Source organism: Rhodobacter sp. P2_H5 (assembly GCF_056403335.1).
On the sequence record NZ_JBFUFS010000014.1, the window covers coordinates 78,544 to 103,489 of the forward strand.

Sequence of the window (24,946 nt, forward strand, 5' to 3'; positions counted from 1 at the left end):
GCTCAGGCCTTCAGGGCATCCAGCAGGGCGTCGACATCCTCGGCGATCGTGGACCAGCTGGCGACCAGACGCCCACCCTCCAGCCCCTCGGGCGCGGGCATGGCGTAATAGACCGCGCCCCGCTCCGCCGCGCGGGCATTGGTGCCCTTGGCCCAGGCCGGGAACAGCATGTTGGCCGGGGCGGGGTGCAGAAGGCTCGCCCCCGGCACCTGCGCCAGCCCCTGCACCAGCCGGGCCCCCATCGCATTGGCTTGTGCGGCCAGCCGCAGCCAAAGCCCATCGGTCAGATAGGCCTCGAATTGCGCCGAGAGGAACCGGTGCTTGGAGAAGAGATGCCCGGCGCGCTTGCGGCGCAGTTCAAACTCCCAGGCCCTCGACGGATCGAACAGGACCACCGCCTCGACTCCCAGACAGCCGTTCTTGGTGCCGCCAAAGGACAGGACATCAATCCCGGCCTTCCAGGTCATTTCCGCCGGGGTCGCTCCGGTGGCCACCAGCGCATTGGCAAAGCGCGCCCCGTCCAGATGGCAGGGCAGGCCCTGCGCCCGGGCCAGCGCGGTCAGGGCGGCGATCTCGGCAGGAGTATAGACCGTCCCGGCCTCGGTCACATTGGTCAGGGACAGCATGCCGCGCTGGACCCCATGCACACCCGAGGCGCCGATCCGCGCCAGCGCATCGCCAAGGCTCTGCGGCGTGATCTTGCCATGGTCGCCCGGCACCCCGATCAGCTTGGCCCCGGCGGAAAAGAACTCCGGTGCGCCGCATTCGTCGGTGGCGATATGGGCCTCGGCATGGGCGAAGACGGCGGACCAAGGCGGGGAGAGCAGGGCAACCGACAGCGAATTGGCGGCTGTCCCGGTGGCGACGAGGTAGACCTCGGCCTCGGGCGCCTCGAAGATGTCGCGGATCTGCGACTTCACCCGCTCCATGATCGGGTCGGCGCCGTAGCTGCGGGCATAGCCGTCATTGGCGCGCATCAGGGCCGCCATGACCTCGGGCGCGCCGCCCGAGGTATTGTCAGAGGCAAAGAACATCAGGGTCTCTCATCAATCAGATATTCGTCCCAGACTTCCTCCGGGACCTCAAGTTCCGACACCGTCCAGCCGCGCACCGAGATCCCGGCCGTATGGGTGCTTTCCGGGTCGCCGGTCAGCAAAGGGTGCCATTCCGGCAGATCCTTGCCCTCGTAAAGCAGCCGATAGGCGCAGGTGCGCGGCATCCAATAGGCGATCTTCGGCAGGGTCTTGGGCGACAGGCGGATGCATTCGGGCACATATTGGTGCCGGGTTTCGTACTTCGAGCAGCGGCAGGTCTCGCCGTCCAGAAGCTTGCAGGCGACGCGGGTGAACTCGACCTCGCCGGTGTCTTCATATTCCAGCTTGTTGAGGCAGCACTTGCCGCAGCCGTCGCACAAGGCCTCCCATTCGGTGGGGGTCAGCTTGGTCAGGGGCAAATGCCAGAAGTTGGGGCGCAGGTTTGTCATGGGCGGCACAGTGCCGGGATTTGCGCGGAATGGGAAGTCAGGAAAGCAGCGCCCGCGCCCGGTCGCAATCCGCCGCCATCTGGGTCATCAGGGCCGGCAGACCGTCGAACTTCATCTCGGGGCGCAGGTATTCGACCAAGGCGACAGAGAGGTGCTGGCCGTAAAGATCGCCTTTGAAATCAAAGAGGAAGGTCTCAAGATTGGGCAGGTTGGTGCCGAACATCGGGCGCACGCCAAGGCTCGCCGCCCCGATGTAATGGCCGGCCTGCGGGCCGGTCAGCACCTCGACCCGCACGGCATAGACGCCAAGCTTGGGCAGATGCAGCCCCGCCACCGACATGTTCGCGGTCGGATAGCCCAGTTCGCGCCCGCGCTTCTCACCATGGATCACCTCGCCGTCGATCCGGTGCCAATGGCCGAGCATGGCGGCGGCATCACGCGGCCGCCCCTCGGCCAAGGCGGTGCGGATCGCGGTGGAGGAGATCTCGATCCCGTCATGCCGCACCAGATCGGCCACGGTCACGCCAAAGCCATAGGTCTTGCCCAGCGCCACCAGATCCTGCGCCGTCCCGGCCCGCCCCTTGCCAAAGCGGAAGTCGTTGCCCACCACGACATGCGACACGCCAAGCCCTTGGGCCAGCACGTCGCGAGCGAATTCCTCGGGCGTCAGCCCGGCGAGCGTCGCATCGAAGGGCAGTTCATACAGCTCCTGCACCCCAAGCTTGGCCAGCCGATTGGCCCGCGATTCCGGGTTCATCAGCCGGAACGGGGCCGCTTGCGGTGCGAAAACCTCGCGCGGATGCGGCTCGAAGGTGACGATTCCCAAGGGCGCCTTACCACGGGCCAGGTCAATCACCGCCTGATGCCCCAGATGGACGCCGTCGAAATTGCCCATGGCGACGGAGGCTCCGCGCGCGTCAGGGGCAAGCCCTTGCCAATGCTTGCTTATCCGCATTCTTCCCCGGGTGCGGGGCCTGTCCCCGTCAGTCGAACTTGCGGCTTGGCGCCAGAACCAGCGCCTCGCCTTTCAAGACCACGGTATTGCCCACCATGCAGTAGGTTTCAAGCGTAACCCGGCGCTTGGCGTGGTCGATGGCGGTGACTTTCACAAATGCCTCCAAAAGATCACCCGGGCGGACCGGGGCCATGAAGCGAAGGCTTTGCGACAGATAGACCGTGCCATGGCCCGGAAGTTGCTCGCCCACCACGGCGGAGATCAGGCTGGCGGTCAGCATGCCATGCGCGATGCGGCCCTGAAACATCGTCTCCTGCGCATAGGCCTCGTCCAGATGCACCGGGTTCCGGTCGGTCGAGACATCGGCAAAGGCAATGATGTCATGGTCGGTGATCTGCTTCTTGCGCGAACGCAGCATGCCGATTTCCATGTCTTCGATGCAGATCGTCTCGGGCGCGTGGTTGTCGAGCATGATTCCCTCCGGGTTGCTGACAGCCTAGCAAATGCCGCAACGCAGCGCAATCCGTTGCGCAAGATAATTGCGCCACATGATAACTCTGGGAAATACTGTTGCGACCCTACCGCAGTTTCGCAATCGAGTAGCGCGCCGACATTTGCCGCGCCTGAAGCCAACTTTCCAGCAAGCCCTTGTCGGGGTTGTCAGAATCCGGCCCGAACTCGGCGGCTGCAATGCCGCCGGTGACGAACAGCACATCCATCCCCTCGGCCATGGCGCCCTGCACATCGGTGCCGATCCCATCGCCGATGCAGAGAATTTCTGCATCGCGGCGCAGGCCGAGGGCGGCAAGACGACGCCGGGCCAGGTCATAGATCGGCGGATGCGGCTTGCCGAAATACATCGTGGCCCCGCCCATCTCCTCATAGGCCTGAGCAATCGCCCCGGCGCAGTACAGCCGCTTGCTGCCGTAATCGACAATGATATCGGGGTTGGCGCAGAGGAGGGTCAGCCCGGCATTCTTGGCCCGCATCAGGTCCAGCTTATAATCCTCCGGCGTCTCGGTCATGTCATCGCGCAGCCCCGTGCAGATCACCACATCGGCCTCTTCGGCGGGCACACGGGTGATCGGCACCGGGGTCAGGTCCTCAGGCAGGTCGATGAAGAAGGGCTCATCCTTGTCGGCACCGATGAAGAAGGCCCGGGTCCCGAAGGCGCCGGAGAACAACGCATATTGCGTCGCATCGCCCGAGCTGACCACGATATCCCAGGCATCACGCGGAACGCCCATGCCGTCGAGCTGGCGGATCACGCTGCCGTTCGGACGCGGCGCGTTAGTCAGAAGCACGACCTTGCCGCCCTTGGCGCGGTAGGCCTGCAAGGCCGCCACGGCCTGCGGAAACGGCGCCTTGCCGTTGTGCAAACAGCCCCAGAGATCGCAGAACACCGCCTCATAACGGCTGCCGATGTCAGAGAGGGTCTGGATCAGTTCGGTCATCTCGGGCCTTTCGCCAATGCGTTTATCCCGGAGTATCTAGCGCGCCGCCCCCCGGAATGACAGCGGGCCGGAAGCAATTTCCGGCCCGCGGGGCAAAGAGAACAAAGGTGTCCGGTAGGATGGGCCATTGGCCCATCTTGGTTCAGAGCTTCAGCGCCGGGATGATCTGCTTTTTGCGGCTCATGATGCCGGGCAGAACCACGGTGTCGCCGGTGACCGTCACGCCAAACGAGGCTTCGGCCATCTGCTTGACCAGATCGTTCGGCACCAAGAGCGTCGCCTCTTCCTTCAGGATGTCGACGACGAACAGAAGCACCTGATCCGCGCCGTCTTCCTTGGCCACACCGACCATCGACTCCATCAGCGAGGCCTTGCGGTCCAGCACGATCTTCGGCGCGGTGGTTTCCAGCACCGAGACGCGCAGCTCCTTGCCGGCGACGTTGTATTCCTTGGAATCCATCCGCAGCAAAGCGGCATCCGAGAAGGCCGAGATGTCGGACTTCGCTTCAAACAGCTGGGTCGCGAAGGCGCCGATATCGACGCCGAGCTCGGCCGCCAGCGATTCCGCGACGTCGCGGTCATGGTCGGTCGTGGTGGGCGAGCGGAACTCCAGCGTGTCGGACAGGATGCAGGACAGCATCGCGCCCTTGATGGCGCGCGGCGCCTTGGCGATGTCGCCGCCCATCAGGTCGAACATGATCGTGGCGGTGCAGGCCAGCGGGCGCACGGTGATGTTGATCGGCGATTTGGTCTTGAGGCCGCCGACCAGCATGTGGTGGTCGATGATGCCGATGATCTGCGCATCGTTGATCGAGGCCGGCAGTTCGGCGGGGTTGTTGGTGTCGACGATGACCACTGTATCGGCGGCGGTCACATCCGCGATGATCTCGGGCTTGGGCAGGTCCCAGTGCTTCAGCACGAAGGCGGCTTCGGTATTGGGCTCGCCAAGGAGGCAGGGCTTGGCCGGGGTGCCTTTGACTTCGGACAGATACCAGGCCCAGACGATGGGCGAGCCGGTGGAATCGGTGTCGGGGGACTTGTGGCCGAAAACCTTGATGGTCATGCAGATACCTTTGCAGAAGCTGATTTTGCCCGGCTTATAGGCGGTGGGACCGCTTTTGTCACGGGGGACTGCGGCCACCGCCGCCAACATGGGCTGAAATGCCGCGCTGCGGCAACAGCCGTTCCCGAGGCCTGCCTTAAGGGAAGTCTCAGGGCAGCGGGGTCACCTTCCACCCCTGCTGCGCCAGAAGGTTCAGCACCCCCTTTTCGCCGGGCAGATGCAGCGCGCCAAAGGCCGCCAGAACCGGGCCCTTTGCGGCCTCGGCCTCCAGCACGGCGATCCAGGCGGCGTTGCGCCCCGTGAGCATCGCGCCATCGACCAGCGCCGTCTCCCGTTCGGCCTCGGCCTGGGTCATGCCGGGCAGGGTCAGAAGCTGGCGTTGCGAGAAGACCGCGAAAAGCTGGCTTTCGCCGGCGAAATAGGCCGCGCCAAGCGTCGCTGCCATGTCATCGGACTGGGCATCGGTGGCCACCGTCTGGTTCAGGAAGGCGATCTGGTCGGCGAAGCGGAAGGCGGCGAAGATCTTCAGCACCGTGTCATAGGGCTCCAGCGCCACGATGGGCAGATTGCGGGCAATGGCTTGCGAGATCAGCTGCTTGTCCAGCCCCTGTTCCGCCGCAGGGCCCATCGGGAACAGGCAGGTTGGCAGCGACAGAAGTGTGGCGAGCATCCAGGGCTGCAGCCGCGCGCCCACGGCCGGGGGCATCTGCCGCGCCGTCATGGCCGCCGAAAGGCCCTGCCATTCCTCCGGGCGCATCTGATCCTTCAGGGTGGTGCCCGCCGGCAGCAGCAAAAGCGAGGGGTCCGAGGCCACCCGCGCCTTGAGGTCGCTTTCCTCCTTCGGTCCCGCCTCGACCAGCAGGGCCTTCGCCCCCGCCAAAGCCGGCTCCAGCCGGGCCAGCAGCGGGGCAAAGCGCGGGTCCGCCAGATGATAGGTGCCGACCAGCGTGATGCTCTGCCCGTCCCGCGTCGCCGTCCACAGGTTGCCATGGGCAAAGGGCACCTCGGCCTCGGCCTTCAGCGCCGCCAGATCGGCAGGCGGCAGGGCGGCGATCAGGTCGCGGCCCTGACATTCCGCCGCCCCTGCGGCGCCCGCAAGGGCAGGCCAAAGGGCCAGAAGACAGGCAAGAACAGACAGACGCATCGCGGAGCCCTTTGCGGAAAGAATGCCCATTGGGGCAGGCAGCGCCACCCTGCCACGTCACCCCGCGCAGCACCAGAGCGCGCCCCGGCGAGCCAAGAGGCGCCTGCACGTCAGGGGAGAGTGTCGCAACCCGGCCGGCCCTTCTCGACGCGACCCCGCGTTTTGATCCCGCATTTCTGGCCCGGGCCGCAACCCGGCCTTAATGCAGCCCGAATTGCTGCACGCATTCGACATTTTTGCGCGTGATATCAGCCCAAACCTTTGTGCATCACCCCTAAACGGTACAGGACGCCCCATGGCCACCTTCAAATTCAGCACGCTGATCAACAACCAGAAAATCACTTTTGACCCTTTGCACGACGTGTTGGAGTTCGACACCAGCATCCGCCCGGCCGAACTGCTGATCAACGGCACGTTGAGCGGGGTGCAATTCTCGGTGGGCGGCAAGTCGATCGTTCTGGCCAATATCTCGCTGGACGATCTGGGGGTCAGTTCGGCCACCAGCCTCAACAACGTGAAGTTCCTCTCGCCCGGCGTGCTGGTGGTGGGCGAGGGCACCACGGGGCATGACGGCGATCTGCCCAACCTGATCCTCGGCGGCAATGGCGACGACGCTCTGGTGGGCCTCGGCGGCAATGACACGCTGGACGGCGGGCTTGGCGGCGATCTGATGGTGGGCGGGCTGGGCGATGACCTCTACAAGGTCGACAACGCTGCCGATGTCGTCACCGAAGAGAACAACTCGATCACCGGGGCCGGGATCGACCGGGTCGAATCCTCGGTCACCTACACCCTGACCAACTATGTCGAGAACCTGACCCTGACCGGCAACCAGGCGATCAACGCCACGGGCAACACGCTCAACAACATCCTGATCGGCAATGGCGCCGACAATATCCTGAACGGCGGCCTCGGTCTGGACACGATGACCGGCGGCGACGGCAATGACACCTATTACGTCGACAACCTCGGCGACCGGGTGACCGAGACCAACAGCGACCCCGACCAGATCGACACCGTGATCTCGAGCATCAGCTATATCCTCGGGGCCAATATCGAGAACCTCTCGCTGATCGGGTCCTCCAACACCCAGATCGGCGTCGGCAACTTCCTTGACAACCATGTCACCGGCAATAGCTTTGCCAACGTGCTGAACGGCGGCTACGGCGCCGATACGCTGACCGGCGGCGACGGCAACGACATCTATATCGTCGATGACGTGGGCGATGTGGTCTATGAAAGCTCCAACAGCGCAGGGCAGATCGACCTCGTGGCCAGCTCGATCAGCTATGTGCTGGGCGACAATGTGGAGAACCTGCGCCTTCTGGGCACCGGCGACCTCAACGCCACCGGCAACGCGCTGAACAACACGCTTTTTGCCAATGCCGGCAACAACGTGCTGGACGGGCAGGGCGGCATCGACACCGTCTCCTATGCCAGCGCGGTCATCTATGGCCTGGTGCCGGGCAGCGTGACCATCGCCACCACGATCAACGCCGTTTCCACCGCCGGCGTCATCGTCGACCTCAACATCACCGGCTTTCAGGACACGCAAGGGTCGGGTTTTGACAAGCTGATCGGCATCGAGAATCTGGTCGGCAGCGCCTTCAGTGACGAGCTGACCGGCAATTCCGGCAACAACATCCTGGACGGCGGCGCCAGCGCCGATGTGCTGACTGGCGGCAAGGGCAACGACACCTATTACGTCGACGGCGCCGATGTGGTGGTCGAGTTCAACACCTCGGCGGACGGGATCGACACGGTGCATTCCACCGTGTCCTACCGACTGACGGCGAATGTCGAATATCTGTATCTGGACGGCTCTGCGGCGAACGGCATCGGCAACAGCCAGGAAAACCGGCTTTACGGCAACAGCAGCAACAACTTCCTCGACGGGCGCGCCGGGGCTGACAAGATGGATGGCGGGGCCGGCAACGACACCTATGTGATCGACAACCTCGGCGACGAGATCACCGATTCCTCGGGCACCGATCTGGTGATGACCTATATCAACCACAACCTCGGTTCCACGATCGAGAACCTGCGGCTGATGGGTACCAATGCCCTGAACGGCAGCGGCAATGCGCTCAACAACGTGGTCTGGGTCAATATCGGCGACAACGAAGTGGATGGCGGCGGCCAGGTCACCAACACCGGGCTGAAGGGCGATACCCTGTCCTACGAATTCGGCGCCACTTCGGGGATCACGCTGGATCTTGGCTTGACCGGGGCGCAATCGACCGGCGGGTCGGGCACCGACACCGTCTCGAATTTCGAAAACCTCACCGGCAGCAATTACAACGACCTTCTGTCGGGCAATGCCGGGGCGAATATCCTCGATGGTCTGGCCGGGGTCGACACCGTCTCCTATGCCTCCTCGACCCAGGCGGTGACGGTGGACCTTTCGGCCCAGACTGCGATTTCGGGCATCGTCGTCGATACCGTCCTCAACTTCGAGAACATCACCGGCAGCGCCTATGACGACCTGATGATCGGCGATCTGCGCCGCAACGCCTTTGATGGCGGCAATGGGGTGGACACGGTGTCCTATCAGAACGTCAAGGAGGGCGCGGGCGGCGTCGTGGTCGACCTGACCATCATCGGCGCGCAGAACACGAGGGCTTCGGGCTATGACACCTTCGTGCGGATCGGCACCACCACGCGGTCCAGCATCGAGAACCTCACCGGTTCGGTCAACGACGACAAGCTGACCGGCGACGAGTTCAACAATGCCCTGAACGGCAGCGCGGGCGACGATTCCCTGTTCGGCGGCAATGGCGCCGATGCGCTGACCGGCGGGGCGGGCAATGACCTGATCAATGGCGGCAACGGCAGCGACACGGCGATCTTCGTCGGCACCGACACGATCACCGTCGACCTCAACCTGACCGACGTGCAGAACACCGGGCAAGGCCTCGACAAGCTGGTGGGGATCGAGAACCTGGTCGCGGGCGACGGCGACGACCTTCTGACCGGCAATGGCCAGAACAACGCGCTGACCGGCGGTTTCGGCAATGACACCCTGCTTGGCGGTGGCGGGAACGATGTGCTGGCCGGGGGCGCCGGCGCCGATCGGCTGACCGGCGGCGCCGGAACGGATGCCTTTGTCTTCAACGTGGAATTCGGCGACGGCAATGTCGACCGGATCACCGATTTCAACGTGACCGACGACTCGATCCAGCTGGCCAATGCGATCTTCACCGGCCTGAACATGGGCGCCGTGGCCGCTTCGGCCTTCGTGGCCAATACCTCCGGGCTTGCGGTGGATGGCGCCGACCGGATCATCTATGAAACCGACACCGGCAACCTCTACTACGACGCCGACGGCAACGGGGCAGGGGCCTCGGTGCTCTTTGCGGTGCTCAACACCAACCTCGCGCTGACCAATGCCGATTTCTTCGTGATCTGACCCGCGCCCAGGCGCCATCCTGCACCCGCCCGGCCGGAGCCCCCGCTCCGGCCGGGCTTTTTCCTGCGCCTCTCCCCGCCGATCGCTGCGCTTTTTACCGCCTTCGGTGTTGACAGACTCACACCAAGTGCCTACCTCAGGCGTCGTTAGCACTCGCCAACCATGAGTGCTAATCGAGATTAACCTGGAACCTAGGGAGTGTTACCAGATGGCTTTCAAACCGCTTCATGACCGCGTGCTGGTCAAGCGTATCGCCGCCACCGAAAAAACCAAGGGCGGCCTGATCATTCCGGAAAGCGCCAAGGAAAAGCCCGCTGAGGGCGAAATCGTCTCCGTGGGCGAAGGCGCGCGCAAGGATTCGGGCGAGCTGATCGCACCCTCCGTCAAAGCGGGCGACCGCATCCTGTTCGGCAAATGGTCGGGCACCGAAGTGACGCTGGACGGCGAAGAACTGCTGATCATGAAAGAAAGCGACATCATGGGGATCATCTCCTGATCGCTTGACGGGTCGCATCCGGGGGCGCTGAGGCGCTCCCTTTCCACGAACATTTCAAACGGGAGTTAGCACAATGGCTGCTAAAGACGTACGTTTTGACACCGACGCCCGCGACCGCATGCTGCGCGGCGTGAACATCCTCGCCGACGCCGTGAAGGTGACCCTGGGCCCGAAAGGCCGCAACGTGGTCATCGACAAGTCCTTCGGCGCCCCGCGCATCACCAAGGACGGTGTGACGGTTGCCAAGGAAATCGAACTGGCTGACAAGTTCGAGAACATGGGCGCGCAAATGGTGAAGGAAGTCGCTTCCCGCACCAATGACGAAGCCGGCGACGGCACCACCACCGCCACCGTTCTGGCTCAAGCCATTGTCCGCGAAGGCATGAAAGCCGTCGCTGCCGGCATGAACCCGATGGACCTGAAGCGCGGCATCGACATGGCCACCACCAAGGTCGTGGCTGCCATCAAGGCTGCTTCGCGTCCGGTCAAGGACTCGGACGAAGTCGCGCAAGTTGGCACCATCTCGGCCAACGGCGAAGCTCAGATCGGCCGTTTCATCGCTGACGCGATGCAGCGCGTCGGCAACGAAGGCGTGATCACCGTCGAAGAAAACAAGGGTCTCGAGACCGAAGTCGAAGTCGTCGAAGGCATGCAGTTCGACCGCGGCTACCTGTCGCCCTACTTCGTGACCAACGCCGACAAGATGACCGCCGACCTGGAAGACGTCTACATCCTGCTGCACGAGAAGAAACTCTCCTCGCTGCAACCGATGGTCCCGCTGCTGGAAGCCGTGATCCAGTCGCAGCGCCCGCTGCTGATCATCTCGGAAGACGTCGAAGGCGAAGCGCTGGCGACCCTCGTGGTCAACAAGCTGCGTGGCGGCCTGAAGATCGCCGCCGTCAAGGCGCCGGGCTTCGGCGACCGTCGTAAAGCCATGCTGCAGGACATCGCGATCCTGACCGGCGGCCAGGTCATCTCGGAAGACCTCGGCATGAAGCTCGAGTCGGTCACCATCGACATGCTCGGCCGCGCCAAGAAAGTCTCGATCACCAAGGACAACACCACTGTCGTTGACGGCGCTGGCGCCAAGGCTGAAATCGAGGCCCGCGTTTCCCAGATCCGCACCCAGATCGAAGAAACCACCTCGGACTACGACAAAGAGAAGCTGCAAGAGCGCGTGGCCAAACTGGCTGGCGGCGTTGCGGTGATCCGCGTCGGCGGCATGACCGAGATCGAAGTGAAAGAGCGCAAGGACCGCGTTGACGACGCCCTGAACGCGACCCGTGCGGCCGTGCAAGAAGGCATCGTTGTCGGCGGTGGCGTGGCTCTGGTTCAGGCGGCCAAGGTGCTGCACGACCTCGTCGGCGCCAACTCCGACCAGCAGAACGGCATTTCCATCGTGCGTCGCGCCTTGGAAGCTCCGCTGCGTCAGATCGCTGAAAACGCTGGCGTCGATGGCGCTGTCGTGGCCGGCAAGGTGCGCGAATCCAACGACCCGACCTTTGGCTTCAACGCTCAGACCGAAGAATATGGCGACATGTTCGCTTTCGGCGTGATCGACCCGGCCAAAGTGACCCGGACCGCGCTGGAAGATGCGGCCTCTATCGCCTCGCTGCTTATCACCACCGAAGCAATGATCGCTGATCGTCCGGAGCCGAAGTCGGCTGGCGGCATGGGCGGCGGCGGCGGCATGGGCGGCATGGGCGGCATGGACGGCATGATGTAATCTGCCTGTCACGGGCAGAGCGGGAAAGGGCGTCCTTCGGGGCGCCCTTTTTCATTCCGGCTTGTCAAAAGGCGCGCCTGCGGCGCAAGTCTTGTCCTCGCCTCTGGCCTGCGGCCAACCGGCTCAGGCAGGGACAGGGGGGAGGAGGGGGCTGCGATGCGGTTGACGGGATGGACCTGCCTTGTGATGTTGGCCTTCGCGGCCAATTCGGTGCTGAACCGGATGGCGGTCGGCGCGGGGCGGATTGATCCCGGGCTCTTTGCGGTCTTGCGGCTGGGCGCCGGGGCTGCGGCTCTGGCCCTCCTGCTGGTCTTGCGGCGGCGGGCGATCTGGCCGGGATGGCGCGGCCGGGTGCCGGGGGTGCTGGGGCTCCTGACCTATCTCTTCGGGTTTTCCGCGGCCTATCTGGCGCTGGATGCCGGCACCGGGGCGCTGGTCCTGTTCGGCGTCGTGCAGATCACGATGTTCGCCGGAGCCTGGGCCGCGGGCGAGGCCCTGCCAGCGCGGCGCGTTGGCGGGGCGGTGCTGGCGCTGGGCGGGCTGGTGCTGCTCTTGTCGCCCAAGGGCGGCGCGCTCTGGCCCGAGGTCTGGATGGCGCTGGCCGGGATCGGCTGGGGGATCTATTCGCTGGCCGGGCGGCGGCAGAGCGATGCCCTCGCGGCGACGGCGTGGAATTTCATCCTGGCGCTGCCCCTGGGCGCGCTGGCCCTTCTGATCATGCCGCTGCATGCGACGGGCGCCGGCGTGGCGCTGGCCCTGATCTCGGGGGCGGTGACCTCGGGCCTCGGCTATGCGCTCTGGTATGCGGTGGTGCCTGCCATCGGGGCCGGGCGCGCCGCGGTGGCGCAGCTCTCCGTCCCCCTGATCGCCAGCCTCGGGGGATTTGTCCTCCTCGGCGAACTGCCGGGTCCGGGCTTCTGGCTGGCCGCCTGCCTCGTCCTCGGCGGCGTGCTCCTCGCCGCCCTGCCCGCCGCAAAGTGATCCGGTCCCACAGCCAGATCCAAAGCGCCCACGGGACCTTTCATTCTGGCCCAAATATCCACTTGGGGTGTCTCACAGGGGTTTCTCAAGGGGAGGCGCGCCTCCCCTTGAGGCAGGGGGTGCGGGGGACGGCAGTCCCCCGCGGCCGGGGCCGCCGCGCGCCCTCCGGTCAGAGGGTCTTGACCAGCCGGTGAATGCGGTGACCGGTCTCGGCATCGTCGCGGAAGTTCCCGGTGGCGGTCAGGCCCTGCCGCTCCCAGAAGGCGCGGCCGCGGGGGTTGGCTTCCAGCACGGCAAGATACAGACGCGGGCAGGCGCGGGCGCGGGCCAGGGCCTCTGCATGGGCGAAGAAGGCGGCACCAAGACCCAAGCTGCGGGCACGCGGGGCGAGGATCATCAGCCCCAGATAGGCATCCTGCGGCGCGGGATAGCCGAAGGACAGCTCCGCCACACCGCTGAGCTTCCCGCCGACAAACAGCCCAAGCCGGTGCGACAGGGCGGCATCGCAGCCGGGCGGGCCAGCGGTGAAGACCTCTTCGACCTCCGCCGCGCCGGGGGCATGGCCGCGCCAGAGGTGGTAATAGTCCTGCGCCTCGGCCAGCAGTTCGGCCACGGCGGCGCGGTCGGAACCCGGGTCGAGCGTTCGGATCAGGCTGTCTTCGGGCATGTTATCGCCAGGATTTCCAGGTCAACCGCGCCGGAGGGTTTGCGCCAGCTGACGCTATCGCCGACCGAAGCGCCGATCAAGGCGCGGGCCAGCGGCGCATGCGGGGCGATGCGGCCCTGCGCCGGGTCGGCCTCGTCCTCGCCGGTGATCTCATAGGTCGCGGTGGCGCCGTCCGCCGTGACCACGGTGACGCGATGTCCGAAGGCCACGGTCTCCACCCCATGCGCCGCGGGATCGACAGGCAGGGCCGAGCGCAACCGCGCCTCAAGATACCGGATGTCGCGTTCGGCGGCGGCTTCGGGCAGCTTGTCCAGCCGGTCCGGCCGGGCCTTCAGCGCGGCCAGATCGGCCTGCCGGGCGCGCAGCCGCTCCTGCAAGGCGGCCAGGCCCCGGGCCGTGACGTAATTCGGATGCGGCGACAGCGGCAGGTCGGGCAGGGGGTCCAGCGCGCCATCGCCCTCTTTCACAAAGGCGCGGCTCATCGGACCAGGCGCTCCAGCGGGTCATAGGTCAGGCCGGTTTCCTCCCAGGCCACCTGCACCAGGCTGTCGGGTTTGAAGCGGATCATCCGCCGCTTCAGCTCGTCCTGCGCGAAGAAGCGCCGGTCGGTCACCACTCGCGCCGGATCGCGCCAGCGCGGGTCGATCATCCCACCCGTCACCGTGCAGCGAAAGAAGATATCGACCTGGTGAAACCCACTGGCCGGGTCGTGAAACTCGTTGATCAGGGCCGGGGCGCCGACGCTGATCGTCAGGCCGGTCTCCTCATGCACCTCGCGGATCAGGTTCACGTGCAGCGAGGCCCCGGCCTCGACCCCGCCGCCCGGGGCGCACCACAGATCGGACCGCCCGCCGGGGAAGGCGTTGACCAAGAGAAGCCGGTTCTCTTGCAGGATCAGGGCGCGGGCGGCAAGGCGGGGGGATCTGGGGGCCATGGCGCAGGCTTAAGCGTCAGGGCGCGTTTGTCCAGCTTTTATGCAAGGGCGGCGGGGCGCTCCTGCCGCCTTTCCGACCAGAGCAGCCAGGCCGAACCGGCCAGGATCAGCGCGATGCCGGGCCAGGTGCTGCCGCCCGGAACATCGCCAAAGATCAGCCAGCTGACGAAGATGTTGGAGAAAAGCTTCAGATCGTCGAAGGGTTGCACAAAGCCCGCATCCGCCGCCGCATAGCTCAGCGTCAGGAAATGCTGCGCGCCGTACATCATCACCCCGCCGACCAGCAACAGCGCCAGAACCTCGCCGCCCGGCAGCTCGAACCCGGCTTGCCAGGACAACACCCCGTTGATCGGCGTCAGCAGCACCAGAAGCCACAGCGTGATGGCGCTTTGCGGCTCCTCCCGCGTCAGGCGCTTGGTGATCAGCGAGGCCGCCCCCCAGAGCACCGCCGCCGCCAGCGGAAAAAGCGCGCTCACCGTCAGCCCGCCCTCCCAGGGGCGCAACAGGACCATGGCCCCGGCAAAACCGATGGTCGCGGCAATCCAGCGATGCACCGCCACCGCCTCGCCCAGGAACAGCCTTGCGCCCACCAGCACGAAGAAGGGCGAGGTCATCACCAGCGCCACCACATGCCAGACCGCCATGCCGCTGGCAAAGGCGGCGGTGAAGGCCTGCACCCCCAGCGCCGACAACAGCACCCGGATCAGATGCAGCCCGGGATGCCGGCTGCGCAGACCCGCCAGGCCGCTGCGCCAGATGAAGGGCAGCGAAAACAGGGTGGCGATGGCATATTGCCAGAAGGCATCCGACTGCGGCCGAAAGCCAAGGAAAGCGGTGACCTTGAAGGTCACGGCATTGGCCGCCGCAAAGCACAGGCCCGCCAGCACCATGAAGGCGGCCCCCTTGAACGAACTGGTCTGCGTCATGCCACCCCCTCGACTTTGCCTGACAGGGGAGGCGTCAGCACTTTCCGCCCCCCGAAAGGGGCGATCAGGCCGCACATCTCTTACATCCGGACTATACCGTCGGCCCCGGAGTCACACCGGATCTGCTGACCCTTCCCAACGGAAGGCGCTCGCGGGCTATACCGCCGGTGGGGAATTGCACCCCGCCCTGAGAAGACCGGGATCATCCCCGGCAGCCCCGACATAATGTGGCACTGCCTGCGAGGCAAGCGCCCCTGCCGCGCCTTGCGCAAACCGGCCCTGCGGGACGCGGCGCAGGCTTGACACCGCCCGCGGCACAACCCTCAATTGCGTCAGATTTGAGGGAGTTTTGCATGGCCGTATTTCGCTCTGCCTTTGCCTTTGACGACACGCTTCTGGATTTTCACGCGCCTTTCGAGGCGGGCGTCGTCACCACTGCCCATGTCACCGAGGCACGGAACTTCGCGATCGTCGAGGGCTACAGTATCATCGGGCCTCTCGCGGTCCACATGGCGGGCTTCTCGCGAAGCTTCACCGATGGCGGTTCTGTCACCTCCACCACTGGCGCGGCCGAGACGGCCTGGGGCCACCGCCTGACCTATGATGGCGCCGGGCAGATCAAGACCGGTTCGGTCGAGTTCATCACGGTCACCACGGCGGGCGGCACGCGCTTTGACCTCGCCGGCATGAAACTGGATGGCGCGGCCTATGCCTCGGCGCTGGCCTCGGCCGATACCCAGGACGACCGCGATCTTTTCGCCCTGGCCCTGGCCGGCAATGACCGGATCATCCTGTCGAACCAGGCCGACCTCTTCCACGCCGGGACCGGGCGCGACATGGTGATGGGGCATGAGGGCAATGACACGCTTTACGGCGACGGTGGCAATGACCTGATCGAGGGCGGCCGGCGCCACGACCTGCTTTATGGCGGTACCGGCAATGACCTGCTGTTCGGCGGCTACGGCCATGACACGGTCTATGGCGGCACGGGGGACGACACCCTTTGGGGCGGCTTTTCCGGCCCCGACACCTTGCAGGGCGATGGCGGGGCGGATGTCTTCCTCTTTCGCCCGAATGCGGTCACCTCGCTGACCACGGTGCTCGACTTCCAGGACGGCGTCGATCACATCGCGCTTTCCGGTTCCACCAGCGCCGGGCAGGACATGACCTTCGCGGATCTGACCCTCACCCAGAGGGCGGAGGGCACGCTGGTCAGCTACACCTATGACAACGGGGTGGCGGTCCGGATGTTGCTGTCCGGGGTGGCGGCGGCAAGCCTGACCGCCGATGATTTCACCGATGCGAGCCTTTCTCCCAGTCCGATCGGGGCCGGGTTTGCCGCGTTCTGGCACAACTGGTCCTACTGGCTGATCTGAGCCACGCCTCATGCAGGCGTGACTTGCGCGGCGCGGGATTTGGCTTCATGCCAAGGCCATGCGCCGCACCGCTGCCCTGTTCTTGTCCACCCTCACCGCGCTCGGGCCCCGGCCTGCCAGCGCAGATTGCGTCGTGCTGCTGCATGGGCTGGCGCGGACCGAGGCTTCTCTTGTCCTGATGGACGCGGCGCTGCGGGCGCGGGGCTATCAGGTGATCAATGAAAGCTACCCGTCCACCAAGGCGACCCTGGCCGATCTGGCCTCTGGCGTGGGCGCGCGGGTGGCGCGCTGTGCGCCGGGGGGGCAGGTGCATTTCGTCACCCATTCGATGGGCGGCATCCTGTTGCGGCTCTGGCTGCGCGACAACCGGCCGGAGAATTTGGGCCGGGTGGTGATGCTGGCCCCGCCCAACCAGGGCTCGGAAGTGGTGGATGCGATGGGCGGCATGGCGGCCTTTCGCTGGGTCAATGGCCCGGCGGGGGGAGAACTGGGCACCGGGCCGGATTCCGTGCCGCGCAACCTGCCGCCGGTGGATTTCGAACTGGGGGTGATCGCGGGCACCCGCTCGCTCAACCCGATCTTCTCGCGGATGCTGCCGGGGCCGGATGACGGCACGGTCTCGGTCGCTTCGACGAAGGTGGAGGGCATGAAGGCGCATCTGACCCTGCCGGCCAGTCACACATTCATGATGAATTCGCCCGAGGTCATCGCCCAGACCCTGGCCTTCCTCGCCAATGGCGCCTTTGCGCCGGGGTTGACTTGGCGCGCGGCTCTTGCCTCGCTGATGGCGCCGGGGCAGGAAAGAACCGCAAGCGCGCCGTGACGCCTTCAACACCGTGACGCCTTCAACAACAGGTCATCCCATGACAATTCACTATGCCGCCATTGCCCGCGCCATCGCCCAGCAATCGGGTCGCCCGATGGCCTTCATGCTGGCCGCGGGGGTCATTCTGGTCTGGATCGTCACCGGGCCCATCTTCGGCTTTTCCGACACCTGGCAGCTGGTGATCAACACCGGCACCACGATCGTCACCTTCCTCATGGTCTTCCTGATCCAGAACACCCAGAACAGTGACACCAAGGCGATCCAGATCAAGCTGGACGAGCTGATCCGGGTCACCCAGGGCGCCCATAACGCCCTGATGGACCTGGAGGAACTGGAGGAAGCCCATCTGCAGGACTTCCGCCGCCGCTATGCGGCCCTGGCCCGCGCCGCGCGCGAGAACCTGGCCCAGGGCTTCGCCGACACCGACACGCCCGAGGCCTGATCGCCTATTGCGCCGGCCTCACCCGGTTGACATGGCCCATCTTGCGCCCGGGCCGCGGCGCGCCCTTGCCGTAGAGGTGCAGCGCGGCATGGCGTTCGCGGGCAATGGCCGGAACCTCCAGCACATCGTCGCCGATCAGGTTTTCCATCACCACATCGGAATGCCGCGACCCGTCACCCAGGGGCCAGCCGGTCACCGCACGGATATGCTGCTCGAACTGGTCGACCGCACAGCCGTTCTGCGTCCAGTGGCCCGAGTTGTGGACGCGGGGCGCGATCTCGTTGACGATCAGGCCCTGAGCGGTGACGAACAACTCCACCCCCAGGACACCGACATAATCCAGCGCGTTCAGGATCTTGGCCGCCAGCAGGATCGCATCGGTGCGCTGGCCCGGGGTCAGCTTGGCTGGCACCGTGGTGGTGCGCAGGATCCCGTCCTTGTGGACATTCTCGCCGGGGTCAAAACAGGCGACCGAGCCGTCAAGGCCCCGCGCCGCAATCACCGAAACCTCGTGGCTGAAATTCACGAAGCCTTCCAGCACGCAAGCCTGCGTCATCCCGAGCCTGGCCGCCTCCGCCGCATCGGGGGAGGGGATGCGGACCTGGCCCTTGCCGTCATAGCCGAGCCGCGTGGTCTTCAGGATCGACGGCGTGCCCACCTTGGCAATCGCGGCCTCCAGATCGGCGGCACTCGCGACCTCGGCATAGGGCGCGGTCGGAAGGCCGAGCGAGGTCAGGAAATTCTTCTCCAGCATCCGGTCTTGCGAGGTGGCCAGCGCCTTGCGGTTCGGGCGGATCGGCTTCAGGCTTTCCAAGAGGTCCAAAGCCGAGGTCGGCACATTCTCGAACTCATAGGTGATGACATCGACACTGGCGGCAAAGGCGCGCAGGGCGGCTTCATCCTCGTAAGGGGCGGTGGTCACCGCATGGGCAACCTCGCCCGCCGGAGGGTTGGCGCCCGGTTCGTAGATATGGCAGCGAAAGCCAAGGCGCGAGGCTGCGACCGAGAGCATCCGCCCCAGCTGCCCGCCGCCCAGAATGCCGATGACCGATCCTTGCGGCAGTTCACTCATCTTTCGGCTCCTCGGGGATCGAGGCGGAGAGCGCCTCGCGCCAGGCATCGAGCCTTGCGGCAAGTGCGGCGTCCTGCAGGGCGAGGATGCCCGCGGCCATCAGGCCGGCATTGGCCGCGCCGGCGGCCCCGATCGCCATGGTGCCGACCGGATAGCCTTTCGGCATCTGGACGATGGAATAAAGACTGTCGACCCCCGACAGCGCCCTGGTCTGGATCGGCACGCCAATCACCGGCACCCTTGTCTTGGAAGCCATCATGCCGGGCAGATGCGCCGCCCCGCCCGCGCCCGCGATGATCACCTGCAGACCGCGCGCCACAGCACTTTTGCCGAAATCCCACAGCCGGTCCGGCGTGCGGTGGGCCGAGACGATCTTGGCCTCGTAAGCCACGCCCAGCTGATCCAGCACGAGGGCTGCTTCCTTCATCGTCGGCCAGTCGGACTGGCTGCCCATGATAATTGCGACCTGAACGCCCATCGGCCCCTCCAAGGTGATGGGTCGAATTATACTGGCGATGCTGACAGGGCAAGAGACAGGATGTCCCCAGGGCGGAGGGGGCTCTGGAAGATGGGCACATTGCCCATCCTACCGGCCGGCGTCGCGACGGTGGCCACCGCGGTGGTTCAGGCGATGATATCGGGGATCATGTCGTCCTCGATCTTCACGATCTGGTCCTTCAGCGCCAGTTTCTGCTTTTTCAGCCGCCGCAGCGTCAGCTGATCGGGGCGGCCGGACAGTTCCAGCGCATGCACGGCCTCGTCCAGATCGCGATGCTCACGGCGCAGCACCTCCAGACGGATGCGCAGCATTTCGTCAAAGTTCAGCTCGTTCGAGGCATTCATGGGCGGGTCGCGGAAAAAGGATGTCATGGCTTTCATGATACAACGATTCGTGCCGTCTGGGCGAAAATTCGGCAGGGAAATGAACACCCCGGCGCAAATTTCTTGTCCGGCGGCCGGGGGCGATCCGCCTCTTGCAGCGCGCGGCCCGCCGCCCCATATTTCATCCATGCGGATGCCTGAGGGGTCCGCCCAAAGATGTCGCTTGCGAAAGGACATGAGCATGACAAAACTGACTTTTGGCGCCCATCCCTATCTTCTGGGCTTTGAACAGCTGGAACGACTGGTCGAGCGTACCGCCAAGACCGCCTCCGAGGGCTATCCGCCCTTCAACATCGAGGCGACCTCGGACAATACCTACCGCATCACGCTGGCCGTCGCCGGTTTCCGCGAGGAGGACCTGCAGATCACGGTCGAGGACCGCCAGCTGGTAATCCGTGGCCGTCAGGCCGAAGACATCGTTGATCGCGTTTACCTGCACCGCGGCATCGCCGCCCGCGCCTTCCAGCGCAGTTTTGTGCTGGCCGACGGGGTCGAGGTCGGCGGCGCCGATCTGGAGCACGGGCTCCTGCATGTCGACCTGCATCGCCAGGCGCCCGAGACCGTGGTGCAAACCATCCGCATTGGTTCGAAGTGAAAGGACACTGAAATGGATGTGAAATTCGAGAATCTGCCGGGCGCCGAAGCCTCTTCCGGCCGCGCCATCGTCTATGTCCGTCCGGTCGCCGTGGCTGATCTGTCGGCCGAGCTGCAACAGCAGGCCGAGGGATTCGAGACGATCTATGCCGTCCACCGCCCCGATGGCGAAAGGCTTGCCTTGGTGGCCGACCGCAAGCTCGCCTTCGCGCTGGCCCGCCAGAACGACATGGCCCCGGTCTATGTGCACTGACCTGCTTTTGGGCAGGAAATCATGGTCTGCTCGGCCCTGATAAGCAGAATGCCGAGCAGATTCAGGCCCTAGACCTTCGGTTATAGGGGCCTGCGCCCACGATATCTTAATCCTTCCGGGTTATTGCTGCGATTGCATGGTCACGCTTTATGCAGTTGCAGAACCAGGCAAAGGGGCGGACAGGCCGCACCTTGCAGACCCGCGAGGATGACAAGAATGGCTTCGAAGACAGCATATAGTGGCGTGCAGATCGGGCTTCACTGGGCGATCGCCCTGTTGATCGCCGCAAATTACTTCGTCTCGGAAGGCATGGGCGAGGCGCTTGACGCCCGGCTGGAGGGCGGGGCGGTGGTTCCCGGTCTGACGCCGGTCTGGCACGTCTGGGCGGGCACGCTGCTGCTCGCGCTGGTCCTGGTGCGGATCCTGGTGCGCCTGATGACCGGCGCCCCCGCGGCCGAGGGGGGCAAGACACTTGCCACCCGTGCCGCCGATGCCGGGCACCTGGCGCTTTACCTTCTGATGCTGGCGGTGCCGGTCCTCGGCGCTATCACCTGGTTCGGCAAGACCGACAGCACCGGCGATCTGCATGTGCTGGTGATGAATGTCCTGATGGTCTTCATCCTCGGCCATGCCGCGGTGGCGATCTTCCACCACTATGTCCTGAAAGACCGCGTGCTCAGCAAGATGACCCCGCTGCGCTAAGCCCGGCACGACCGGATGTGGCCGTCCAGACGGGCGAGGTAGTCCCGCAGGGCCGCCACTTCCTTCGGCGCCGCCATCGCGGCCAGGACCTCCGCAGGGCTGCGCTTGCTCTGCGGAAAGCGCGCGAAAACCTCGGGCGCAAAACCTGAGGAGACGGTGGAGAGAACCCGGCGCAGATCGGTCAGCACATCCTCGCCCCGCTGCGAGGCATGGATCAGCGCGATCGGCTTGCCAATCAGCTCGGGGCGCGACACCAGCCAGTCCAGCGCGTTCTTGAAGGCGCCGGGCAGGGCATGGACATATTCCGGGCAGGCGATCACCAGCCCCTCTGCCGCCGCGACCCGCGCCGCAAAGGCCAAGACCGGGGCAGGGGTCAATTCCCCCTCCAGATCGGGGGAGAAGGCGGGCAGGCCGGCAAGCCCGCTCCAGACCTCCACCACCAAGGGCGGTTCGGCGGCAAGCGCCAGCGCGCGCAGCAAAGCTGTATTGGTCGAAGCCGCCCGCAGGCTGCCGGATAGCGCCAGAATCCGCATCGTTCCTCCCCCATGCAAAACGCCGCCCTGAACCTCAGGGCGGCGTTCCGTCTCGTACCGTAAGCCTTTGATCAGGCCTTGATCAGACCCATCTGCTCCAGCTTCAGGATGACCTGATGGGCGCAATGGTCCACCTCGATCCCGGTGGTGGCCAGCACCAGTTCGGCATTGGTGGGGATTTCATAGGGGTCCGAGATCCCGGTGAATTCCTTGATCTTGCCTTCGCGGGCCAGCTTGTACAGACCCTTGCGGTCGCGCTTCTCGCAATCCTCGACCGAGGTCGCAACGTGCACTTCGATGAAGGCGCCGTAAGCCTCGATCATCTCGCGCACGGCGCGGCGGGTCGCGGTATAGGGCGCGATCGGGGCGCAGATCGCGATGCCGCCGTTCTTGGTGATTTCCGAGGCGACATAGCCGATGCGGCGGATGTTGATGTCCCGATGTTCTTTCGAGAAGCCCAGTTCCGAGGACAGGTGCTTGCGCACCACGTCACCGTCCAGAATGGTGACCGGACGGCCGCCCATTTCCATCAGCTTGACCATCAACGCGTTGGCGATGGTCGACTTGCCCGAACCCGACAGGCCGGTGAAGAACACCGTGAAGCCCTGCTTGTCGCGAGCGGGCGAGGTCTTGCGCAGCTGCGCCACGACTTCCGGGAACGAGAACCAGGCCGGGATGTCCAGACCTTCCCGCAGGCGGCGGCGCAGTTCAGTGCCGGAAATGTCCAGAACCGTGCAGCCTTCCGGCACTTCGTTCGCGGGGTAATACTGGTCACGCTCCTGCACATAGACCATGTGCTTGAAGTCAACCATCTTCACGCCGATTTCGGATTCGAACTTGGTGAACAGCTCCTGCGCGTCATAGGGGCCGTAAAAGTCCTTGCCGTTCGAGTTCTTGCCCGGGCCGGCATGGTCGCGGCCGACGATGAAGTGGGTCACACCGTGGTTCTTGCGGATCAGCCCGTGCCAGACGGCTTCGCGCGGGCCGGCCATGCGCATGGCGAGGTTCAACAAGCTCATGGTGGTGGTCGATTGCGGATACTTGTCCAGCACCGCCTCATAGCAGCGCACGCGGGTGAAGTGGTCCACGTCGCCCGGCTTGGTCATGCCGACGACCGGATGGATCAGCAGGTTGGCCTGGGCTTCCTTGGCGGCGCGGAAGGTCAGCTCCTGGTGGGCGCGGTGCAGGGGGTTGCGGGTCTGGAAGGCCACGACCTTTTCCCAGCCGAGCTTCTTGAAATAGGCGCGCAGTTCGTTCGGCGTGTCGCGGCTGCCCTTGAAGTCGTAGTGGACCGGGGCCTGCAGACCCTCGATCGGGCCGCCGAGATAGACCGGGCCCGCCACATTGTGCAGGTAGTTGATCGCCGGATGCGCCAGATCATCGGCGCCGTAGCCAAAGACCTTCTCGGCCTCAAGTTTCTTGTTGGGCACCCATTTGTCCGACACGGTCATCACCGCCAGAATGACGCCTTCAGCATCGCGCAGCGCAATCTTGGTGCCCGGGGCCACGCCCTCGGCGAATTTCTCCGACACGTCCAGCGTGATCGGCATCGGCCACAGCGTGCCATCGGCCAGACGCATGTTTTCAACGACGTTGTTGTAATCGGCCTCGGTGTTGAAACCTTTGAGCGGGTTGAACCCGCCGTTCATCAAAAGCTCCAGATCGCAGGCCTGGCGGGCCGTCAGATCCCAGGAAGGCATCGAACCGGCCTCGGTCTTCAGGCGTTCGGCTTCCGCGGCGGAAACGAAAAGTTCGGGAATCGGGGCGTGGTTGGAAATCGACATTCGGGGCTCGCTTTTGGGACAACCTTAAGGACGGTCACGACCGCCCGTTGCAGCGGCTTTTGACCCTGTATGCGGCGAAGAATCAAGCAGCGGGGCGGCATTCTCGCCAAAAAGGGCGAAAATGCCGCGAAATCCCGCTGATCGGGGCCAGTTTTTTGGTCGAAGGCGGGCGGCCGGAAGATGGTTCGCGTCAAATGCAGTGCAGGGGACGCGGCTTGCGGGACCGGGTCGGCCCGCAAGCGCTCTGTCTCAGTGCCCGGAGAGCCAGCGTTCCGCATCCAGTGCGGCCATGCAGCCCATGCCGGCCGAGGTCACGGCCTGGCGGTAGACATGGTCGGTCAGATCGCCTGCCGCAAAGACCCCGGGGATCGCGGTGCGGGTCGAGCCCGGCTCGACCTGGACATAGCCGCCGTTGTGCAGGGGCAGCTGGTCTTTCACCAGTTCCGAGGCCGGGGCATGGCCGATGGCGACAAAGAAGCCGTGGCACGGCACATCCTTGACCGCGCCGGTCAGCACATCACGGGTGCGCACGGCGGTCACCGAAGAGGGCTCGTCGGTGCCCAGCACCTCGACCACTTCGCTGTTCCACAGGAGCGAGATCTTGGGATGCTTGAACAGCCGGTCCTGCAGGATCTTCTCGGCGCGCAGAAAATCGCGGCGGTGGATCAGCGTGACCTTGGAGGCGAAGTTGGTCAGGAACAAAGCCTCCTCCACCGCCGTGTTGCCGCCGCCGATCACCACGACCTCCTTGCCGCGGTAGAAGAACCCGTCGCAGGTCGCACAGGCCGAGACGCCGAAGCCCTTGAACTTCTCCTCCGACGGCAGACCCAGCCATTTGGCCTGGGCCCCGGTGGCCAGGATCACCGCATCCGCAGTGTAGACCGTGCCGGAATCCGACTGCGCAGTGAAGGGGCGCTTTTGCAGATCGAGGCTCGTGATATAGTCCGAGATGATCTCGGCCCCCATGTCGCGGGCGTGTTCCTCCATCCGGACCATCAGGTTCGGGCCCTGGACCTGAACATCGCCCGGCCAGTTCTCGACCTCGGTGGTGATGGTCAGCTGACCGCCGGGCTGCAGGCCCTGCACCAGGATCGGCTGCAGCATCGCGCGCGACGCATAGACCGCGGCCGTGTAGCCCGCCGGACCCGAGCCGATGATCAGAACCTTGGTGTGCCGCGTCTCGCCCATTTTCGTCCTCATCCGATTTTCTGAAGCCGTGATATAGGCAATGCCCTCGCTTGGGG

Annotated in this window: 27 protein-coding genes and 1 riboswitch; of the genes, 10 read left to right on the top strand and 17 right to left on the bottom strand. The window is 65.1% G+C overall.

Annotation, left to right across the window (positions count from 1 at the left end; translation table 11 throughout):
• Nucleotides 1-2: 2 nt before the first annotated feature.
• The 7 genes from AC1DVR_RS17430 to AC1DVR_RS17460 form a co-directional block, all read right to left on the bottom strand.
• Nucleotides 3-1,034 carry a threonine aldolase family protein gene (locus AC1DVR_RS17430; RefSeq protein WP_478001873.1) on the bottom strand — a complete coding sequence of 344 codons (1,032 nt, stop codon included), beginning with the start codon at nt 1,032-1,034 and terminating at the stop codon, nt 3-5.
• Nucleotides 1,034-1,483: a YcgN family cysteine cluster protein gene (locus AC1DVR_RS17435; RefSeq protein WP_478001874.1), complete on the bottom strand. Its 450-nt coding sequence runs from the start codon at nt 1,481-1,483 to the stop codon at nt 1,034-1,036. The genes AC1DVR_RS17430 and AC1DVR_RS17435 overlap by 1 nt, the downstream gene beginning before the upstream one ends.
• 37 nt (nt 1,484-1,520) lie before the next feature.
• Nucleotides 1,521-2,438: a bifunctional riboflavin kinase/FAD synthetase gene (locus AC1DVR_RS17440; RefSeq protein ID WP_478001875.1), complete on the bottom strand. Its 918-nt coding sequence runs from the start codon at nt 2,436-2,438 to the stop codon at nt 1,521-1,523.
• Nucleotides 2,439-2,466: 28 nt separating this feature from the next.
• Nucleotides 2,467-2,910 carry a MaoC family dehydratase gene (locus AC1DVR_RS17445; RefSeq protein WP_478001876.1) on the bottom strand — a complete coding sequence of 148 codons (444 nt, stop codon included), beginning with the start codon at nt 2,908-2,910 and terminating at the stop codon, nt 2,467-2,469.
• Between the two features lie 106 nt (nt 2,911-3,016).
• Complete coding sequence (locus tag AC1DVR_RS17450) at nt 3,017-3,892, bottom strand: TIGR01459 family HAD-type hydrolase (protein ID WP_478001877.1); 876 nt, start codon at nt 3,890-3,892, stop codon at nt 3,017-3,019.
• 142 nt (nt 3,893-4,034) lie between these two features.
• The gene (locus AC1DVR_RS17455) at nt 4,035-4,955 is read right to left on the bottom strand and encodes a manganese-dependent inorganic pyrophosphatase (RefSeq protein WP_478001878.1); all 921 of its coding nucleotides are present in this window, start codon (nt 4,953-4,955) and stop codon (nt 4,035-4,037) included.
• Between the two features lie 148 nt (nt 4,956-5,103).
• Nucleotides 5,104-6,099 (bottom strand): TraB/GumN family protein, encoded by a 996-nt coding sequence (locus AC1DVR_RS17460; protein WP_478001879.1) that lies wholly within the window; start codon nt 6,097-6,099, stop codon nt 5,104-5,106.
• A gap of 295 nt (nt 6,100-6,394) precedes the next feature.
• Here AC1DVR_RS17460 and AC1DVR_RS17465 point away from each other — a divergent pair, with 295 nt between their 5' ends.
• The 4 genes from AC1DVR_RS17465 to AC1DVR_RS17480 all read left to right on the top strand — a co-directional run bounded on the left by AC1DVR_RS17465 (nt 6,395) and on the right by AC1DVR_RS17480 (nt 12,711).
• Entirely contained in the window at nt 6,395-9,508 is a 3,114-nt protein-coding gene (locus tag AC1DVR_RS17465) for a beta strand repeat-containing protein (RefSeq protein WP_478001880.1), read from the top strand.
• 208 nt (nt 9,509-9,716) lie between these two features.
• Complete coding sequence (locus AC1DVR_RS17470) at nt 9,717-10,004, top strand: co-chaperone GroES (RefSeq protein WP_478001881.1); 288 nt, start codon at nt 9,717-9,719, stop codon at nt 10,002-10,004.
• 73 nt (nt 10,005-10,077) lie between these two features.
• Nucleotides 10,078-11,730: a chaperonin GroEL gene (gene groL / locus AC1DVR_RS17475; RefSeq protein ID WP_478001882.1), complete on the top strand. Its 1,653-nt coding sequence runs from the start codon at nt 10,078-10,080 to the stop codon at nt 11,728-11,730.
• A gap of 156 nt (nt 11,731-11,886) precedes the next feature.
• A complete protein-coding gene (locus tag AC1DVR_RS17480; protein ID WP_478001883.1) occupies nt 11,887-12,711 on the top strand; it encodes an EamA family transporter in 825 nt (274 codons plus the stop codon).
• A gap of 169 nt (nt 12,712-12,880) precedes the next feature.
• On the opposite strand, the gene AC1DVR_RS17485 is transcribed toward AC1DVR_RS17480, so the two are convergent.
• The 4 genes from AC1DVR_RS17485 to AC1DVR_RS17500 are packed head-to-tail and all read right to left on the bottom strand — an operon-like array spanning nt 12,881 to nt 15,238.
• On the bottom strand, nt 12,881-13,378 hold the full coding sequence (locus AC1DVR_RS17485; protein WP_478001884.1) for a GNAT family N-acetyltransferase: 498 nt from the start codon (nt 13,376-13,378) through the stop codon (nt 12,881-12,883).
• Nucleotides 13,360-13,860 (bottom strand): GreA/GreB family elongation factor, encoded by a 501-nt coding sequence (locus AC1DVR_RS17490; RefSeq protein WP_478001885.1) that lies wholly within the window; start codon nt 13,858-13,860, stop codon nt 13,360-13,362. Before AC1DVR_RS17490 ends, AC1DVR_RS17485 begins: the two co-directional genes overlap by 19 nt.
• Nucleotides 13,857-14,312 carry an NUDIX domain-containing protein gene (locus tag AC1DVR_RS17495; RefSeq protein WP_478001886.1) on the bottom strand — a complete coding sequence of 152 codons (456 nt, stop codon included), beginning with the start codon at nt 14,310-14,312 and terminating at the stop codon, nt 13,857-13,859. Before AC1DVR_RS17495 ends, AC1DVR_RS17490 begins: the two co-directional genes overlap by 4 nt.
• A 38-nt stretch (nt 14,313-14,350) precedes the next feature.
• Nucleotides 14,351-15,238: a DMT family transporter gene (locus AC1DVR_RS17500; protein ID WP_478001887.1), complete on the bottom strand. Its 888-nt coding sequence runs from the start codon at nt 15,236-15,238 to the stop codon at nt 14,351-14,353.
• 70 nt (nt 15,239-15,308) lie between these two features.
• Nucleotides 15,309-15,437: riboswitch (FMN riboswitch) on the bottom strand.
• A gap of 154 nt (nt 15,438-15,591) precedes the next feature.
• On the opposite strand from AC1DVR_RS17500, the gene AC1DVR_RS17505 reads away from it, so the two are divergent.
• Genes AC1DVR_RS17505 through AC1DVR_RS17515 form a run of 3 tightly spaced genes read left to right on the top strand, consistent with a single transcriptional unit; the run spans nt 15,592 to nt 17,882 of the window.
• A complete protein-coding gene (locus AC1DVR_RS17505) occupies nt 15,592-16,614 on the top strand; it encodes a calcium-binding protein (RefSeq protein WP_478001888.1) in 1,023 nt (340 codons plus the stop codon).
• Between the two features lie 58 nt (nt 16,615-16,672).
• Complete coding sequence (locus AC1DVR_RS17510; protein ID WP_478001889.1) at nt 16,673-17,437, top strand: alpha/beta hydrolase; 765 nt, start codon at nt 16,673-16,675, stop codon at nt 17,435-17,437.
• A gap of 40 nt (nt 17,438-17,477) precedes the next feature.
• Nucleotides 17,478-17,882, top strand: coding sequence for a low affinity iron permease family protein (locus AC1DVR_RS17515; protein WP_478001890.1), 405 nt, complete (start codon nt 17,478-17,480; stop codon nt 17,880-17,882).
• Nucleotides 17,883-17,886: 4 nt separating this feature from the next.
• On the opposite strand, the gene AC1DVR_RS17520 is transcribed toward AC1DVR_RS17515, so the two are convergent.
• The 3 genes from AC1DVR_RS17520 to AC1DVR_RS17530 form a co-directional block, all read right to left on the bottom strand.
• The gene (locus AC1DVR_RS17520; RefSeq protein WP_478001891.1) at nt 17,887-18,954 is read right to left on the bottom strand and encodes a 5-(carboxyamino)imidazole ribonucleotide synthase; all 1,068 of its coding nucleotides are present in this window, start codon (nt 18,952-18,954) and stop codon (nt 17,887-17,889) included.
• Entirely contained in the window at nt 18,947-19,432 is a 486-nt protein-coding gene (gene purE, locus AC1DVR_RS17525) for a 5-(carboxyamino)imidazole ribonucleotide mutase (RefSeq protein WP_478001892.1), read from the bottom strand. The genes AC1DVR_RS17520 and purE overlap by 8 nt, the downstream gene beginning before the upstream one ends.
• A 146-nt stretch (nt 19,433-19,578) precedes the next feature.
• On the bottom strand, nt 19,579-19,797 hold the full coding sequence (locus AC1DVR_RS17530) for a YdcH family protein (protein WP_478001906.1): 219 nt from the start codon (nt 19,795-19,797) through the stop codon (nt 19,579-19,581).
• A 220-nt stretch (nt 19,798-20,017) separates the two neighbouring features.
• On the opposite strand from AC1DVR_RS17530, the gene AC1DVR_RS17535 reads away from it, so the two are divergent.
• The 3 genes from AC1DVR_RS17535 to AC1DVR_RS17545 all read left to right on the top strand — a co-directional run bounded on the left by AC1DVR_RS17535 (nt 20,018) and on the right by AC1DVR_RS17545 (nt 21,385).
• The gene (locus AC1DVR_RS17535; protein WP_478001893.1) at nt 20,018-20,431 is read left to right on the top strand and encodes an Hsp20 family protein; all 414 of its coding nucleotides are present in this window, start codon (nt 20,018-20,020) and stop codon (nt 20,429-20,431) included.
• A gap of 12 nt (nt 20,432-20,443) precedes the next feature.
• Nucleotides 20,444-20,683 carry a DUF1150 family protein gene (locus tag AC1DVR_RS17540; RefSeq protein ID WP_478001894.1) on the top strand — a complete coding sequence of 80 codons (240 nt, stop codon included), beginning with the start codon at nt 20,444-20,446 and terminating at the stop codon, nt 20,681-20,683.
• Between the two features lie 216 nt (nt 20,684-20,899).
• Nucleotides 20,900-21,385, top strand: coding sequence for a cytochrome b (locus AC1DVR_RS17545; protein WP_478001895.1), 486 nt, complete (start codon nt 20,900-20,902; stop codon nt 21,383-21,385).
• Here the strand turns inward: AC1DVR_RS17545 and AC1DVR_RS17550 are convergent.
• The 3 genes from AC1DVR_RS17550 to trxB all read right to left on the bottom strand — a co-directional run bounded on the left by AC1DVR_RS17550 (nt 21,382) and on the right by trxB (nt 24,902).
• Nucleotides 21,382-21,918, bottom strand: a complete 537-nt coding sequence (locus AC1DVR_RS17550) for an NADPH-dependent FMN reductase (protein ID WP_478001896.1) — start codon at nt 21,916-21,918, stop codon at nt 21,382-21,384. The genes AC1DVR_RS17545 and AC1DVR_RS17550 overlap by 4 nt on opposite strands.
• Nucleotides 21,919-21,989: 71 nt before the next feature.
• Complete coding sequence (locus tag AC1DVR_RS17555) at nt 21,990-23,702, bottom strand: bifunctional sulfate adenylyltransferase/adenylylsulfate kinase (RefSeq protein ID WP_478001897.1); 1,713 nt, start codon at nt 23,700-23,702, stop codon at nt 21,990-21,992.
• 249 nt (nt 23,703-23,951) lie between these two features.
• Nucleotides 23,952-24,902 (bottom strand): thioredoxin-disulfide reductase, encoded by a 951-nt coding sequence (gene trxB / locus AC1DVR_RS17560; RefSeq protein ID WP_478001898.1) that lies wholly within the window; start codon nt 24,900-24,902, stop codon nt 23,952-23,954.
• Nucleotides 24,903-24,946: the final 44 nt, after the last annotated feature.

Coding starts and splice junctions, on each gene's coding strand:
- AC1DVR_RS17430 (WP_478001873.1), bottom strand. CDS start 1,034: ATGTTCTTTGCCTCTGACAATACCTCGGGCGGCGCGCCCGAGGTCATG.
- AC1DVR_RS17435 (WP_478001874.1), bottom strand. CDS start 1,483: ATGACAAACCTGCGCCCCAACTTCTGGCATTTGCCCCTGACCAAGCTG.
- AC1DVR_RS17440 (WP_478001875.1), bottom strand. CDS start 2,438: ATGCGGATAAGCAAGCATTGGCAAGGGCTTGCCCCTGACGCGCGCGGA.
- AC1DVR_RS17445 (WP_478001876.1), bottom strand. CDS start 2,910: ATGCTCGACAACCACGCGCCCGAGACGATCTGCATCGAAGACATGGAA.
- AC1DVR_RS17450 (WP_478001877.1), bottom strand. CDS start 3,892: ATGACCGAACTGATCCAGACCCTCTCTGACATCGGCAGCCGTTATGAG.
- AC1DVR_RS17455 (WP_478001878.1), bottom strand. CDS start 4,955: ATGACCATCAAGGTTTTCGGCCACAAGTCCCCCGACACCGATTCCACC.
- AC1DVR_RS17460 (WP_478001879.1), bottom strand. CDS start 6,099: ATGCGTCTGTCTGTTCTTGCCTGTCTTCTGGCCCTTTGGCCTGCCCTT.
- AC1DVR_RS17465 (WP_478001880.1), top strand. CDS start 6,395: ATGGCCACCTTCAAATTCAGCACGCTGATCAACAACCAGAAAATCACT.
- AC1DVR_RS17470 (WP_478001881.1), top strand. CDS start 9,717: ATGGCTTTCAAACCGCTTCATGACCGCGTGCTGGTCAAGCGTATCGCC.
- groL (WP_478001882.1), top strand. CDS start 10,078: ATGGCTGCTAAAGACGTACGTTTTGACACCGACGCCCGCGACCGCATG.
- AC1DVR_RS17480 (WP_478001883.1), top strand. CDS start 11,887: ATGCGGTTGACGGGATGGACCTGCCTTGTGATGTTGGCCTTCGCGGCC.
- AC1DVR_RS17485 (WP_478001884.1), bottom strand. CDS start 13,378: ATGCCCGAAGACAGCCTGATCCGAACGCTCGACCCGGGTTCCGACCGC.
- AC1DVR_RS17490 (WP_478001885.1), bottom strand. CDS start 13,860: ATGAGCCGCGCCTTTGTGAAAGAGGGCGATGGCGCGCTGGACCCCCTG.
- AC1DVR_RS17495 (WP_478001886.1), bottom strand. CDS start 14,312: ATGGCCCCCAGATCCCCCCGCCTTGCCGCCCGCGCCCTGATCCTGCAA.
- AC1DVR_RS17500 (WP_478001887.1), bottom strand. CDS start 15,238: ATGACGCAGACCAGTTCGTTCAAGGGGGCCGCCTTCATGGTGCTGGCG.
- AC1DVR_RS17505 (WP_478001888.1), top strand. CDS start 15,592: ATGGCCGTATTTCGCTCTGCCTTTGCCTTTGACGACACGCTTCTGGAT.
- AC1DVR_RS17510 (WP_478001889.1), top strand. CDS start 16,673: ATGCGCCGCACCGCTGCCCTGTTCTTGTCCACCCTCACCGCGCTCGGG.
- AC1DVR_RS17515 (WP_478001890.1), top strand. CDS start 17,478: ATGACAATTCACTATGCCGCCATTGCCCGCGCCATCGCCCAGCAATCG.
- AC1DVR_RS17520 (WP_478001891.1), bottom strand. CDS start 18,954: ATGAGTGAACTGCCGCAAGGATCGGTCATCGGCATTCTGGGCGGCGGG.
- purE (WP_478001892.1), bottom strand. CDS start 19,432: ATGGGCGTTCAGGTCGCAATTATCATGGGCAGCCAGTCCGACTGGCCG.
- AC1DVR_RS17530 (WP_478001906.1), bottom strand. CDS start 19,797: ATGAATGCCTCGAACGAGCTGAACTTTGACGAAATGCTGCGCATCCGT.
- AC1DVR_RS17535 (WP_478001893.1), top strand. CDS start 20,018: ATGACAAAACTGACTTTTGGCGCCCATCCCTATCTTCTGGGCTTTGAA.
- AC1DVR_RS17540 (WP_478001894.1), top strand. CDS start 20,444: ATGGATGTGAAATTCGAGAATCTGCCGGGCGCCGAAGCCTCTTCCGGC.
- AC1DVR_RS17545 (WP_478001895.1), top strand. CDS start 20,900: ATGGCTTCGAAGACAGCATATAGTGGCGTGCAGATCGGGCTTCACTGG.
- AC1DVR_RS17550 (WP_478001896.1), bottom strand. CDS start 21,918: ATGCGGATTCTGGCGCTATCCGGCAGCCTGCGGGCGGCTTCGACCAAT.
- AC1DVR_RS17555 (WP_478001897.1), bottom strand. CDS start 23,702: ATGTCGATTTCCAACCACGCCCCGATTCCCGAACTTTTCGTTTCCGCC.
- trxB (WP_478001898.1), bottom strand. CDS start 24,902: ATGAGGACGAAAATGGGCGAGACGCGGCACACCAAGGTTCTGATCATC.